Consider the following 13144-nt stretch of genomic DNA (forward strand, 5'->3'; position numbering starts at 1 on the left):
CATCGACCGCAATCTTGATCGTGAAGCAGGGACCCCCGTGCGCGACAGCGCGCGCACGGGGACGCCGGATGTCAGAGAGAGCATTCCGCCGCGTAGGCGTCGGAGTGATCTTCCAATATTCGTTCACCGGTCTTCAGCATCGGCTTGCCGTCTTCGCCTGCCACGACCTTCAGGGCGTACCAATCCTGAATTGGGTGCTGGTTCGGCCCGAAGGCGAAGTCACCGCGCACCGATTGGAAGTCGGCCTTGCGCAGCGCCTCGCGGAATGGCCCCAGGTCGTCCAGATTGCCGCCGTTGGCCTTCAGCGCCGAGGCGATGGCAAGCGCGGTGTCGTAGCCCTGACTCGCATAATAGGTGATCGGGCGATCGTAGGCTTCTTTCCAGGCTGCCACGAATTTCTTGCTCGCTTCGTTGTCGAAGTCGGCATTCCAGTGGCTCGACACGTTGATGCCGATGGCGGCCTCGCCGACGGCGTTCAGAATCACGCCGTCCATGGAGGGTTCGGCGACCACCATCGGCGTGGTTTCGAGAAGCCCGGCCTGCTGATACTGCCGCAGGAAGGTGATGCCGAGGCCGCCTGGATGGAACTGGAACACGACAGCCGGCTTGGCGTCACGGATCTGTGCCATTTCGGCAGCGAAATCGGTCTGGTCGAGGCGGGTGTAGACCTCGCCGACGATCTCGCCCTTGAAAAAGCGCTTGAAGCCGCCGATCGCATCCTTTCCGGCCTGGTAGTTCGGTGCGAGCACGAAGGCGGTCTCGTAGCCGAGGTTGGTGGCATTCTGACCGGCACTTTCGTGCAGGCTGTCGTTTTGCCAGGAAACCACAAAATAGTTCTTGTGGCACTCGCTGCCGGCAAAGTTGGACGGAGCCGCATTGGGGCTGATGTAGATGGCATCGTTGTCGATGATATCGGGAAGGGTGGCGCCCGCGACGTTGGAAAAGACGATGCCGGTGAACAGTTTCACGCCTTCATTGTTGAGCAGGCGGTCGGCGATCTGGCGGCCGTTGCCGGGTTTGAGCGCGTCGTCTTCGACGATCATGGTCACCGGCACTCCGCCGAGCGTCCCGCCCTCGGCGTCGATGGCGAGTTGGAAACCGTCGCGGATATCCTGGCCGAGGTAGCCTGCCGGTCCCGACAGGGTTGTGATCATGCCGATCTTCACCGGTTCATCCGCCTGCGTTGCGCTGGCTGCGGCAAGCGTGATCGCCGAGGCGGTGGCGAGTTTTCTCCAGTTCATCGATTTCTCCCCTGAGATGACGTTCCCGCGCCGGCCGGAAGGTGGTTCTTGACCTTGCACCTCTCATGCGGCGTCACATTCAGGCTTGGCGGAATCATCGCGAGGGTAAAGGGAAAACTCTTCAATCGGGTATGACTTCAGTGAATAGCGGAGGGCTTGGCGATGCCAAACATTCAATCAATCGTTGATCGGCTGAGCGTCAGCTCCGATGCGACTTCGCGCAGCGTTTCGATCAAGCCCTTGGCGGCCGGCGAGAGCCGCGCATTGGCGCGCGTGGTGATGCCGAGCGAACGCTGGGTGGCGCCGAGCGACACGGGCAGGATGGTCATGATCCCGGACGCCGCTTCCTGCCGTGCGGCCTGGATTGGCAGCACGCCCAGATAATTGGCGTTGACCAACAGGCCCCTGTTCGTCAGCAGGGAGACCGATTCCACGGCATGCATCGGCGGCTCCAGGCCCTGCTGGCGAAACGCCAGATCGACCTGGCGCCGCAGGCTGGTTTCCTGTGGCGGCAGGATCCAGTCCCACCCCACGAGATCCGGCAGCGCCAGCGTCTCGCGCCGCGCCAGCGGGTGTCCGCTTCTGGCCACAACGCAGGCCAGGTCGTCCATCAGCGTTTCCTGCTCGACGTCCTGCCGCTCGCGATGCTCGGAAAGCCGTCCGACGACCAGGTCGATCTCGCCGCTGCGCAACGCTGGAATGAGGACGTCGTTGGTTCCCTCGACGATGCGCACCACGATGCGCGGGCGTTGACGCCGAAGCCGGGCGATGGCGCCGGGCAGCAGCTCGGCCGAGGCCGAAAGCAGCGTGCCGATGGCGATGCGTCCGCCGGTGCCGTCGCGCAGATCGGCAAGATGCTCCTCGGCATGATCGAGCTGGGTGATGATGAAGCGTGCGTGCTCGGCGAGCGTTTCGCCGAATATGGTCGGCACCACGCCGCGGTTCGTGCGGTCGAAAAGCGTGGCGTGGGTCAGCGCCTCGACCTCCTGCAGCGCCTTGGTCACGGCCGACTGGGTCATGTTCAGGCGCTTGGCGGCACCGACGAGATTGCCTTCCTCCAGGATGGCCACGACCATGCGCAGATGGCGGATCGTCAGTCGGCTGGCGAGAAGTTTCATGCTGTGCGGTTGCCCCCAAACAATTGCTGGATATTCACATGGCTCATAGCAAGTTCGCAACTATTCATTTGTCTGAATAGCACGGACACGGAATTCTCGCTCTCGGATTTGACGGAGCCTTGCACCTGGATGGCCGGGGCTGGCGGAACCGGAGTGGACCAGTGGCAAGACAGAATGCGGGCGGCGCGCAACGCAAGGCCGAAATCGCCGGGGCGGGGATCGGCGGATTGACGGTGGCCGCCGCGCTGGCGCAGCGCGGCTGGCGCGTAACCGTGCATGAACGCGCTCCGGACCTGCGGACCTTTGGCGCCGGCATCTATATCTGGAGCAACGGTCTTCGCGTGTTGAAGGCTCTCGGCGCCTATGATGAGGCGACGTCCGGGGCGCATATCGGTCCATTGCTCGAGACGCGCGACCATGAAAACCGGGTCATGGAGGAAATTCCGATCAATCGCCCCGGTTCGGCGCGCCTGATCACCATCCTGCGCGAGACGCTGACCCGGTCGCTGATCAACGCCTGCCGGGCGAGCGGGGTGGAGATTCGCACCTCGTCGGAAGTCGTCGGAGCTAACCCTGAGGGCGAATTGCTGCTGGCCGGCGGCGATCGGCGGTCGGCCGACCTCGTCGTCGGCGCCGACGGCATCAACTCCGCCGTCCGCGATTGCCTCGACCTGCTGCTCTACCGCAAGCATCTCGGCTATGGCGCCGTCCGGATGCTGATCGACCGGGCCGACGGCGACGTCGCCGAGGCGGACAAGGACAAATATATCGAGCACTTCTCAGGCAGCCGCCGCATCCTCTATACGCCGGCGAGCGCCCGGCATCTGTATATCGCGTTGTGCTGTGCCTCGGACGACGAGGCGGCCTTGCGGGTGCCTTCCGACCGGGCCTTGTGGAGCGAAGCCTTTCCGCACCTGTCGCACCTTGTCGGCCGCTTCGGCAATGCCGGGCGCTGGGACGCTTTCGAGGTGGTGAAGCTGAAACGCTGGAGCCGCGGCGCAGCCGCCGTTCTGGGCGACGGTGCTCACGCAATGCCTCCCTATCTCGGGCAGGGCGGCGGCTGTGCCCTGATGAACGGTCTGGGGCTTGCCGTTGCCGTCGCCGATGCCGACGACATTCCCGCCGCGCTCGACGCCTGGGAAGCGCGCGAGCGTCCGCTTACCGAGCATACGCAGGAGCAGTCGGAGCGTCAGGGCGACATGAATCTCTGGCCGGATTCGCTGCGCTCCGAGGTGCTGGCCATCACCGGGCGATCGCGCGAACTGGCGATGCTGCGCCTGCGCACCGCCATGCACGTTCCCACCGGCGCCACGGAGGCCATCTGACGCCGGGCGTGCCCGAATATCATCGAATGACGACCCCTGGGAGGAACCCGTGAAGACAATACGCATCGGCGCCAATCCGTTCACCTACGACGAGGCCGGCTCCGGCGATGCCGTGCTGCTCCTTTCCGGCTGGTGCCAGGATCACCGGCTGTTCAAGCATCTGGCGCCCGAACTGGCCCGCACGCACAGGGTGATCCGGCTGGATTGGCGCGGGCATGGCGAGGACAGAAGCCATGACGGCGATTTCACGACCGACGACCAGGCCTCCGACATCGTCGCCTTCGTCGATGCGCTGGGGTTGGACAAGGTCGTTCCGGTATCGACCTCGCATGGCGGCTGGGCGAACATCGAGGCGACGGATCGGCTCGGCGCCGGGCGTGTGCCGCGTTCGGCCGTGATCGACTGGATCATGGTGACGCCGAACGAATCCTTCTTCACCATGATCGATGACCTCCAGGACCGTGCGAACTGGGAGAATGGCCGCGGCGATTTCTTCGGCTACTGGATCGGCGATACCGACAATCGCGACATTGTCGATCACGTCAATAACGAGATGGCCGGATTCGACTATGAAATGTGGGCGCGCTCGGGCCGCGAGATCGCCAGGGCCTACCGGAAGTGGGGCAATCCGATGGCGCGCATGAAGGCGATGGCCGAGACGCGGCCCGTCACGCATATCTTCTCCCAGCCCTTCGAGCCGGAATATCTGGCTGCCCAGCAGGAATTCGCCGCGTCGAACCCCTGGTTCCAGCCGGCCAAGCTCCAGGGCAGGACGCATTTCCCGACGCTCGAACAGCCGCGCGCGGTCGCCGACGCGATCCGCGCCTTCCTGCAATGACCGCCGTATCCGGAGCAGCAGCGGAACTGCTCGGCGCGCTCCGCGCCGAGGGCAAGCTGCCGCGCGAAACGCTTAACCGCGACTACAATGCCAGGGCGAGTGTGACGGCCGAATGCTTCGAGGAGGAGATGCGGCGCTATCGCCAGCTCTCCCAGCCGGCGCGCGCCATGGCGGGCGCGGCACTCGATGTCGTCTATGACGAGGCCAGCGGGCAGACCCTGGACATCTTTGGCGCGGCAGCACCCGGCGAGCGTCTCAAGCCCGTCTTCCTTTTCGTTCACGGCGGCTACTGGCGCGCGCTGTCGAAGCTGGATTCGGCTTTCATGGCGCAGTCGCTTGCCGAGCAAGGCATCGCGACCGCCGTCGTCGACTACCGTTTGGCGCCTGCCGTTTCGTTGGCCGAAATCGTTCGCGAGGTTCGCCAGGCCGTGGCCTTTCTCTGGCGGCGCGGCGCGAATTTCGGGGTCGACCCGCAGCGCATCTTTGCGGGCGGAAGTTCGGCCGGAGGTCACCTCACGGGCACGCTGCTCGCACGAGGCTGGCAGGCGGAAGCAAACGTGCCCGAGAACGTCATCAAGGGGGCGGTGGCGATCAGCGGCCTCTTCCACCTTGCGCCGATCGCCGCCTCCTTCGTGCAGGAATGGATAAGGCTCAGCCCGCAGGAGGTGACTGAACTGAGCCCGGCCGAGCACATTCCACGCATCGGCTGCCCGCTCATCGTCGCCTTTGCGTCGGGCGAACCGGCTGGCTTCGGCAGGCAGTCCCGCGCCTATCGCGAACTCTGGCGCGAGGCCGGACACGAATGCAGCCTGATGGAAATTCCCGGCCGCAATCATTTCGACGTGGTTCTCGACCTCGCCGATCCGGATACGCGCCTTTCACAGGCATTGGCCGAACTGATGAGGCGCGGTTGATGCCTTCACGTCATCTCTCGTGGCGACAGCTTCTGCGCATAGCGGCGCACGACGGCGCTGAAGGCGGAGACCGCCGGCGAAACCGAGCGTCCGCTCGCGTGGATCAGCACCACTTCGCGCGAGATCGTCGGCGCTTCCAGGAGCCGTCCCGACACCTTGTGGTGGCGAGCGGTGGCGAGCGCATAGGTTGGAAGCACGGAGACGCCAAGCCCTGCTTCGACCAGCGCCAGCGCCGTGGTGATGTGCGACACCTCGAATGTGGGGCGCAGCGGCAGTTGCACGGTTTCGAAACCAATTTCGACCAGCAGGCGTATACCGCTGTCCCGGGTAAGCGCGATCAGCGGCTGGCCGGCCAGCTCGCTCCAGGCGACGATCTTCTTCGCTTTGAAAGGGTTCTGGTCGCCGCAGAACAGCATCAAATTGTCCCGCATCAGCACCACCCTTTCGATGCCTTCTTCACCGGGTGGAAACGTGCCGAGACCGCAGTCCGCCTTGCCGCTGCGAACGCTTTCGACGATCTGTTCCGTGCTGATGTCCGCGACCTGAATGGTGATGCCGGGATGCCGCTTTTGGAAGTCGCTGATCGCCTGCGGCAGCACGACCGCGGCGAGCAGCGGCGGCGCCGCGATGCGCAGACGCCCTCGGCGTCGCTCGGCAAGCTGATGCACGCTTTCCACAGCATGCTCCAGCTCCTCCACCGCCTTCGCGGCCGAAGCGCGGAATTCACGGCCCGCATCGGTGAGTTCGACGCGCCGTGTCGTGCGGTCGAACAGCCGCACGCCAAGCTCGGCTTCAAGATCCTTGATCGCCTGCGAGAGGGCGGGTTGTGCCGTGTTGAGCCGCTTCGAGGCGCGGGAGAAATTGCCGAACTCGGCAACCGCCAGAAATCCCTCGATCTGCTTGATCGTTATCTTCATCAGGCGCCCCCTCCGTCCATGCGGCGTCGCCGGCTGGGCGGCATCGTTACTTATCCAAAAATCAATATGAATTTATCAAACAAATCTGTCTTGTCGATAAATAGAAATCGACGATCCTTCCCACACGAGCGATATGCAGGCTGCTTTGCAGCCGCCCATTCGCATTGATCCGGACCGAGATTGCCGAGGCACACATGTCAAATTATCCCGATCTTCAGCTCTACATTGGCGGCACCTGGCGCAAGACGGCGGACAGGCTGCCGGTCGTGAACCCGGTCGACGAAAGCGAGATCGGCGCAGTGCCCGTCGCCACCGAGCGGGATCTCGACGATGCGCTGACTGCGGCGGCCGACGGGCTGAAAGTCTGGAGCCGCACCGCGCCGTCGCGCCGCGCCGAGATCATCCGCAAGGCGGCGGCATTGATGCGCGAGCGGATCGAGGAAATCGCGCTCGACATCACCCGCGAGCATGGCAAGCCGTTGACGCAGGCGCGCCTGGAGGTCATTCGCGGCTGCGAGTTCTTCGAATGGGACGCCGGCGAAGCGCAGCGTCTTTACGGGCGTGTGATCCCGAGCGAACCGGGCATCCGCTACGTCGTGCATCATCAGCCGATCGGAACGGTCGCTGCTTTCTCACCGTGGAACTTTCCCATGAGCCAGCCGGCGCGCAAGGTGGCCGGCGCGCTTGCTGCAGGATGCTCGATCATCCTCAAGGCGGCCGAAGAGACCCCGGCGGGTGCGCTTCACATCGCGCGTGCCTTTCATGACGCCGGTCTGCCCGCAGGCGTGCTTAATCTCGTTTTCGGCATTCCGGCCCGCATCTCCGAATATCTGATCCCCCAGGACCAGGTGAGGCTGATCGCCTTCACCGGCTCGACCGCGGTGGGCAAGCATCTGGCGGGGCTCGCTGCCCGGCACATCAAACCCGTTCTGATGGAACTGGGCGGCCATGCGCCGGTGATCGTCTGCGACGACGCCGACGCACATCAGGCGGGCGTCGTGTCCGCGGTGCGCAAGGCCCGCAATGCCGGGCAGGTCTGCACCTCGCCCACCCGGTTTTTCGTCCATGAGCAGTCCTTCGACACGTTCGCGGCGTCCTTCGTGGAAAAGGCCCGGTCGGTGAAGATCGGCGACGGGCTGGATGCCGCGACCGAGATGGGGCCGCTTGCCAATCATCGGCGGATCGAGGCGATGGAAGTTCTCGTCGCGGATGCCGTTTCCGCGGGAGCTCGCCTGCTCACCGGCGGCGAGCGGATCGGCAATGGCGGCTATTTCTTCCCGGTGACCGTGCTTGCCAACGTTCCGGACAGTGCCCGCATCATGCGCGAGGAGCCGTTCGGCCCGCTTGCAATCATCAATCCGGTGGCCTCATTGGACGAGGCGATAGCGAAGGCCAATTCGGTCCCCTTCGGCCTGGCGGCCTACGCCTTCACCAACTCCGCCGCGAATGTGGACAGGCTCACCGACGAGGTCGAGGCTGGCAATCTGTCGGTCAACACGCTCGAGGCGTCCGTGGCCGAGACGCCGTTCGGCGGCGTGAAGGAAAGCGGCTATGGCCGGGAAGGCGGCGCCGAAGGCATCACCCACTACACGGTGGTCAAGAACGTCTCGCATCGCATGGCGATCTGACGGTGCCCACGCCGAAGCACGACAGGAACACGCCTCGCAGCGGAGAATTCATAAGGAAAAGCAATAAATTAATACGGAAAATCACGATTGCCTTATAGGCGATCGGCGCGTTCCCTCAGAAGGTCTGCAAAGGTTCTCGATCCCATGAACTACGACAGGAAGTCCGCCAAAACTTACGCCCGCCAGACCATGACGGGCACATGGGCGGCTGCGCTCATGCCCTTCACCCCGTCTCTCGACCTCGACGAAGAGGGTTTCCGGCGCAACATCGATCACTGGATCGAAGACCTCGGCATCGACGGCTTCTTCATCGCCGGCAAGCAGGGCGAGTTCTTCTCGATGTCCATCGACGAGCGCAAGCGTTGCTTCGATCTGGCGATCGACGCCTGCGCGGGCCGGGCACAGACGATCATGTCCTGCTCCGACCAGAACATGGACGTCGTCATCGATCTGGCACGGCACGCGCAGAAGGCGGGCGCCGACTACATCGTCGTCCATGCGCCCGTTCTGCACTTCTTCAAGGCGCAGGACGAAACGCTGCTGAACTACTACCGGACGATCGCCGACAAGGTCGATATCGGCATCGCCCTGTGGAGCCATCCCGACAGCGGCTACCTGATGAGCCCGGAGCTCTGCAACCGGCTGGCCGACATCGAGACGGTCGTCGCCATCAAGTATTCCGTGCCGCGTCCGATGTATGCGGAGCTGACCCGGCTCGCCGGCGATCGGATCATCGTCTCGACCGCCTCCGAGGAGGAGTGGCTGGACAATGTGCTGGAGCTCGGTTGGCGGCTCTATCTCTGCTCGTCCCCGCCCTATCTCCTGCAGACGAAGCAAGACCGGCGGATGCGCGCATACACCGATCTCGCCTTCGCGGGGCGCGGCGACGAGGCGCGCGCCATTCGCGACAGTCTCGATCCGGTCCGCAACGCTCTGCGCAGCACGCGCCCGGCCGAGAAGCCGCACGCCCATCAGAAATACTGGCAGAACCTGCTCGGCCAGACAGGCGGCGCGGTGAGGCCGCCTCTGCTGGACCTGACCGAGGACGAGAAAGCCAGGACCCGCGCCGCCTTCGAGGCATGCGGACTGCAGCTTTAACCACAGACTTGAGGAGGACGACATGACGGAAAGAAGACTTGCGGCATTCAATTTCTCCAAATGGATCGACGAGCACAAGCATCTGCTCAAGCCGCCGGTCGGCAACCAGCAGGTCTGGGAGGACGCCGACATGATGGTGACGGTCGTCGGCGGTCCCAACAAGCGGACCGACTATCACGACGATCCGGTCGAGGAGTTCTTCTACCAGTTGAAGGGCGACATGGTGCTGAAGGTGGTCGACAACGGCGCCTTCTACGACGTCCCGATCCGCGAGGGCGACATCTTCCTCTTGCCGCCGCATGTGCGTCATTCCCCGCAGCGTCCGCAGGAGGGGTCGATCGGCCTGGTGGTCGAGCCGAAGCGCCAGCCCGACCAGATGGATGCTTTCGAGTGGTACTGCTTCGAGTGCAACGCGCTGGTGAAACGTGTCGAGGTATCGCTCAAGAGCATCGTGCGCGACCTGCCGCCCATCTACCAGGCGTTCTATGCGGACGAGAAGGCGCGCACCTGCCCGAATTGCGGCGTCGTGCACCCCGGCAAGGTCCCGCCGGAGGGATGGGTGAAGCTTTAGCTCAACTTCAAATCAACAAGGCGGCAACCGCCACAATGAAACGCCCCGGTCGGGGCGAATGGGAGACAGGACTTTGACAATCAGAAAACTTCTGCTCGCCGCGACCCTGTCGTCGGCAATGGTTGCGCTCGGCCACGCGCAGGAGCCGGTGAAGATCGGCATGATCACGACGCTTTCGGGACCTGCGGGCTATCTCGGCCAGGATATCCGGGACGGTTTTCAGCTCGCGATCGACGAGAGCGGCGGCGCGCTCGGCGGCGTATCGGTCGAACTGGTCGTCGAGGATGACGGCCTGAAGCCCGGCAATGCGCGGCAGATTGCCGAAGGCATGCTGGCGGACGACATCAAGCTTTTCACCGGAATCGTCTTCGCCAACGTGGCTTTCGCCGCCGTGCCGGAGATCCTCGACAACGAAGCGGTCTACGTCAGCGCCAACACGGCGTCCTCGACCTTCGCCGGTCAGGATTGCCATCCGAATTACTTCGTCAGTTCGTGGCAGGACGACAGCCAGGGTGAAAGCGCCGGCGCCCTTGCCCAATCGCTCGGCCACAAGACGGCCTTCCTCGTCGCGCCCAACTACCAGGCGGGCAAGGAAACCATGGTTGCCTTCAAGCGCTTCTACAAGGGCGAGGTCGTGGGCGAGATCTACACCGGTCTCGACCAGACCGACTTCGCCGCCGAAATGGCGCAGATCCGTGCCGCCAAGCCCGATGTCGTCTACGAATTCGAGCCGGGCGGGCTCGGCATCGCCTTCATCCGCCAGTACCAGCAGGCCGGCCTGCTCGACCAGATTCCGCTGGTGGTGCACCCGGCATCGATGGATCACGTGATCCTCGGCGCGGTTGGTGAGGCGGCCGCAGGTTTACAGGTGACGAGCCATTGGAACGATGATTTCGACAACCCGGTCAACAAGGCGTTCGTCGAGGCGTGGCGCGAGAAGTATGACGACCGGCCTGCGACCTACTATGCGGCGCAGGGTTATGATGCCGCGCTGTTGATTGCCGCGGGGTTGGCGGGCAGCAAGCCGGGCGTCGAGGATGTTGCCGCTTTCCGCAAGGCGCTTCTTGGCGCGGAGATTCCTTCGGTGCGCGGCTCCTTCGAGTTTGGTCCCAACCAGCATCCGGTTCAGGACTGGTATGCCCTGAAGGCGGTCAAGAGCGACGCCGGCCGGATGGTGCTGAAAACGGAAGCCAAAGTGCTGACGGCGCACGGCGACAGCTATGCGGGCGGATGCGACATGCCGTCCGCCGAATGAGCCGGGGGCGTCGACAACCAGGCGATGGCGGCCTGATTTGAACGGAGGAAAGTCGTGCCGGGGATCCGCCGGTTCCGGCGAAGAAAGCCGTTTCAAGAGCTTTCCCCGGACCGCGCCCCGACTTCGCCCTTGGCCCTCTCGATCAGCAGCTTCCGGTCGGGTTTGTTCGTTCCTGCCAGCGGGATTGCATCGAGAAACCGAACGTGACGCGGATGGGCATGGGCAGGTCCGTGAGCAAGCGTGTATTCCTTCACTGCCTGTTCCGTGAGACTGCCGTCCTTTTTGGCCACGACGAATGCAAAGGGTGCGAGATTCTTGGTTTCGTGCGGCGCAGGGACAACGCAGGCCTGGTGTACACCGTTCATGCCCTCGATCAGTTTCTCGACCTCGCCGGGCCAGACATTCTCGCCCCCGACGTTGAACATGTCATCCGCGCGACCGACGAAGTAGAAGAAGCCGTTTTCGTCACGCCGCATGATGGACGCGGCACTTGCGCGGTTCGTCCTAACGCTGTCCGATGGGCTCGCATAGGCAATCTGACAAGGTGATGGCGATGGAACTGACCGAATTGTCCGCAGGTGCTTTGATGCGGTTGATGGCCGATGGCCGCACCTGTCCCTCGGAGATCATGGTGGCTTTCCTTGACCGGATCGAGGCTGCCAACGGGGCGATCAATGCGGTCGTCGCACTGCGACCACGCGATGAGTTGATGGCCGAGGCACGCGCCCTGGACGGCTGCGCCGTCTCGGGGCCTTTGCACGGGCTGCCCATGGCCATCAAGGACCTGCTTGCGACCAAGGGGATCGCCTCGACCTGGGGCTCGCCGATCCATGCTTCTTTTGTGCCCAGTGAAGATGCACTGGTTGTGGCGCGAATGAAGGCGGCGGGCGCCATTGTCATCGGCAAGACGAACACGCCGGAATGGGGGCATGGCAGCCACAGCTTCAACCCCGTCTATGGCGTAACGCGCAATCCCTACGATACCGGGCGCAGCGCCGGCGGCTCCTCCGGCGGCACGGCTGCGGCCCTTGCCGCGCGCATGCAGGTCCTGGCCGACGGTTCCGACATGATGGGCAGTCTGCGCAACCCTGCCGCCTTCTGCAACGTCTACGGCTTTCGCCCGACATGGGGACTGGTTCCTTCCGAAAGGGGCGGGGATACCTTCCTTCACACCATGGCGACGCTGGGGCCCATGGCGCGCACGCCGGAGGATCTTGCGCTTCTGCTCGATGTCATGGCGCAGCCCGATCCCGGCGTTCCCTTCGACCGGCCGGCCGGCTCCTTCCTCGACACGCATCGGCCGGCCGAGCCACGCGGGCTTCGCATCGGCTGGCTGGGGGACTGGAACGGTGCCTATCCCTGCGAGGCCGGCATCCTTGAGGCATGCGAGGCCGGCGTCGGCGTGCTGAGGGAACTCGGAGCGGACATCGAGCCGGTGGTTTCGCCCTTCCCGGCGGAGTTGCTCTGGCGAGCATGGACGGTGCTGCGCTCGACCGCGATCTTCGGATCCAAGCGGACATTGTGGCGCGATCCCTCCACCCGCGGCCTTATCAAGCCGGAAACCATTTGGGAGATCGAGAGCGGCGCCGCCTACGGTGCCGAGGATATCTGTGCGGCCAGCGAAATCCGGTCGCGGTGGTTTACGGTCGCGCAGGAATTGTTCCAGCGCTACGATTTTCTCGTGATGCCAGCGGCGCAGGTGTGGCCATTCCCCGCCGATTGGCGTTGGCCACGCACCGTGGCGGGTGTCGAGATGGACACCTATCACCGCTGGATGGAAATCGTCGTTCCTGTTTCCCTGATCGGTCTGCCATCGCTTTGCGTTCCCGTGGGCTTCAATCCGCAGGGCCTTCCGACGGGCATGCAGATCATCGGCAAGACGGGTGCCGACGCCGGGGTTCTGGCGCTGGGTTCTGCCTATCACGAGGCGACGCAATGGCCGCAAAAATGCGCCCCGCCGCATCCCGCCGGCTAGATCGCGATGACTTTGGATTGATTCAATCCAAAGTCATCGCGATCGCTCTCAATAGGTTGGAGCGGGATGCGGGCGGAAAACCGCTTCACACTTTTCCTCATCTCGCTCTAGGCGCCGATCAGCGCGGCTTTCGTTTCCGAAACGCCATAGGGTCTGTCGCACCGTCGACGACAGACGTTCTCTTGGGATCCAAAGGACTATCTCGATGATCAGGGACGCCAGTAGTGTCTCAGTTTGAAATTTGATCGCGATTGACAGGGTATC

12 protein-coding genes are annotated in these 13144 nt (G+C 63.9%); 8 read left to right on the forward strand and 4 right to left on the reverse strand.

The window, feature by feature from the left end:
* Window positions 1-71: 71 nt before the first annotated feature.
* Together AB843_RS11560 and AB843_RS11565 are read right to left on the reverse strand one after the other, a co-directional pair.
* Window positions 72-1241, reverse strand: a complete 1170-nt coding sequence (locus AB843_RS11560) for an ABC transporter substrate-binding protein (RefSeq protein ID WP_048647006.1) — start codon at window positions 1239-1241, stop codon at window positions 72-74.
* 173 nt (window positions 1242-1414) lie between these two features.
* Complete coding sequence (locus AB843_RS11565; RefSeq protein WP_048647007.1) at window positions 1415-2359, reverse strand: LysR family transcriptional regulator; 945 nt, start codon at window positions 2357-2359, stop codon at window positions 1415-1417.
* Window positions 2360-2520: 161 nt separating this feature from the next.
* On the opposite strand from AB843_RS11565, the gene AB843_RS11570 reads away from it, so the two are divergent.
* From AB843_RS11570 to AB843_RS11580, 3 genes are read left to right on the forward strand one after another with little or no spacing between them, the layout of a single operon-like run.
* Entirely contained in the window at window positions 2521-3684 is a 1164-nt protein-coding gene (locus AB843_RS11570; RefSeq protein WP_048647008.1) for an FAD-dependent oxidoreductase, read from the forward strand.
* 49 nt (window positions 3685-3733) lie between these two features.
* Window positions 3734-4522: an alpha/beta fold hydrolase gene (locus tag AB843_RS11575; RefSeq protein ID WP_048647009.1), complete on the forward strand. Its 789-nt coding sequence runs from the start codon at window positions 3734-3736 to the stop codon at window positions 4520-4522.
* Complete coding sequence (locus AB843_RS11580) at window positions 4519-5436, forward strand: alpha/beta hydrolase (protein ID WP_082143792.1); 918 nt, start codon at window positions 4519-4521, stop codon at window positions 5434-5436. The genes AB843_RS11575 and AB843_RS11580 overlap by 4 nt, the downstream gene beginning before the upstream one ends.
* A 5-nt stretch (window positions 5437-5441) precedes the next feature.
* Here AB843_RS11580 and AB843_RS11585 read toward each other — a convergent pair whose 3' ends face one another.
* Window positions 5442-6353 (reverse strand): LysR family transcriptional regulator, encoded by a 912-nt coding sequence (locus AB843_RS11585; protein WP_048647010.1) that lies wholly within the window; start codon window positions 6351-6353, stop codon window positions 5442-5444.
* A gap of 194 nt (window positions 6354-6547) precedes the next feature.
* On the opposite strand from AB843_RS11585, the gene AB843_RS11590 reads away from it, so the two are divergent.
* The 4 genes from AB843_RS11590 (at window position 6548) to AB843_RS11605 (ending at window position 10905) form a co-directional block, all read left to right on the forward strand.
* Window positions 6548-7981 (forward strand): NAD-dependent succinate-semialdehyde dehydrogenase, encoded by a 1434-nt coding sequence (locus tag AB843_RS11590; RefSeq protein ID WP_048647132.1) that lies wholly within the window; start codon window positions 6548-6550, stop codon window positions 7979-7981.
* 144 nt (window positions 7982-8125) lie between these two features.
* A complete protein-coding gene (locus tag AB843_RS11595) occupies window positions 8126-9079 on the forward strand; it encodes a dihydrodipicolinate synthase family protein (RefSeq protein ID WP_048647011.1) in 954 nt (317 codons plus the stop codon).
* A 22-nt stretch (window positions 9080-9101) separates the two neighbouring features.
* The gene (locus AB843_RS11600) at window positions 9102-9650 is read left to right on the forward strand and encodes a 3-hydroxyanthranilate 3,4-dioxygenase (protein WP_048647012.1); all 549 of its coding nucleotides are present in this window, start codon (window positions 9102-9104) and stop codon (window positions 9648-9650) included.
* Window positions 9651-9768: 118 nt separating this feature from the next.
* Window positions 9769-10905: an ABC transporter substrate-binding protein gene (locus tag AB843_RS11605; protein ID WP_087587093.1), complete on the forward strand. Its 1137-nt coding sequence runs from the start codon at window positions 9769-9771 to the stop codon at window positions 10903-10905.
* A gap of 92 nt (window positions 10906-10997) precedes the next feature.
* Here the strand turns inward: AB843_RS11605 and AB843_RS11610 are convergent, their stop codons facing one another.
* Window positions 10998-11381, reverse strand: coding sequence for an AMP-binding enzyme (locus AB843_RS11610; RefSeq protein WP_048647014.1), 384 nt, complete (start codon window positions 11379-11381; stop codon window positions 10998-11000).
* 77 nt (window positions 11382-11458) lie between these two features.
* Between AB843_RS11610 and AB843_RS11615 the strand changes: the two genes are divergently transcribed.
* A complete protein-coding gene (locus AB843_RS11615) occupies window positions 11459-12880 on the forward strand; it encodes an amidase (RefSeq protein ID WP_048647133.1) in 1422 nt (473 codons plus the stop codon).
* Window positions 12881-13144 lie beyond the last annotated feature (264 nt).

It is taken from the genome of Nitratireductor soli (genome assembly GCF_001050155.1).
Lineage (GTDB): Bacteria > Pseudomonadota > Alphaproteobacteria > Rhizobiales > Rhizobiaceae > Nitratireductor > Nitratireductor soli.

Excerpts from the sequence above, each read along its gene's own strand:
- AB843_RS11560 (WP_048647006.1), bottom strand. The coding sequence starts at position 1,241 with ATGAACTGGAGAAAACTCGCCACCGCCTCGGCGATCACGCTTGCCGCA.
- AB843_RS11580 (WP_082143792.1), top strand. The coding sequence starts at position 4,519 with ATGACCGCCGTATCCGGAGCAGCAGCGGAACTGCTCGGCGCGCTCCGC.
- AB843_RS11610 (WP_048647014.1), bottom strand. The coding sequence starts at position 11,381 with ATGCGGCGTGACGAAAACGGCTTCTTCTACTTCGTCGGTCGCGCGGAT.
- AB843_RS11565 (WP_048647007.1), bottom strand. The coding sequence starts at position 2,359 with ATGAAACTTCTCGCCAGCCGACTGACGATCCGCCATCTGCGCATGGTC.
- AB843_RS11600 (WP_048647012.1), top strand. The coding sequence starts at position 9,102 with ATGACGGAAAGAAGACTTGCGGCATTCAATTTCTCCAAATGGATCGAC.
- AB843_RS11595 (WP_048647011.1), top strand. The coding sequence starts at position 8,126 with ATGAACTACGACAGGAAGTCCGCCAAAACTTACGCCCGCCAGACCATG.
- AB843_RS11585 (WP_048647010.1), bottom strand. The coding sequence starts at position 6,353 with ATGAAGATAACGATCAAGCAGATCGAGGGATTTCTGGCGGTTGCCGAG.
- AB843_RS11605 (WP_087587093.1), top strand. The coding sequence starts at position 9,769 with ATGGTTGCGCTCGGCCACGCGCAGGAGCCGGTGAAGATCGGCATGATC.
- AB843_RS11615 (WP_048647133.1), top strand. The coding sequence starts at position 11,459 with ATGGAACTGACCGAATTGTCCGCAGGTGCTTTGATGCGGTTGATGGCC.
- AB843_RS11590 (WP_048647132.1), top strand. The coding sequence starts at position 6,548 with ATGTCAAATTATCCCGATCTTCAGCTCTACATTGGCGGCACCTGGCGC.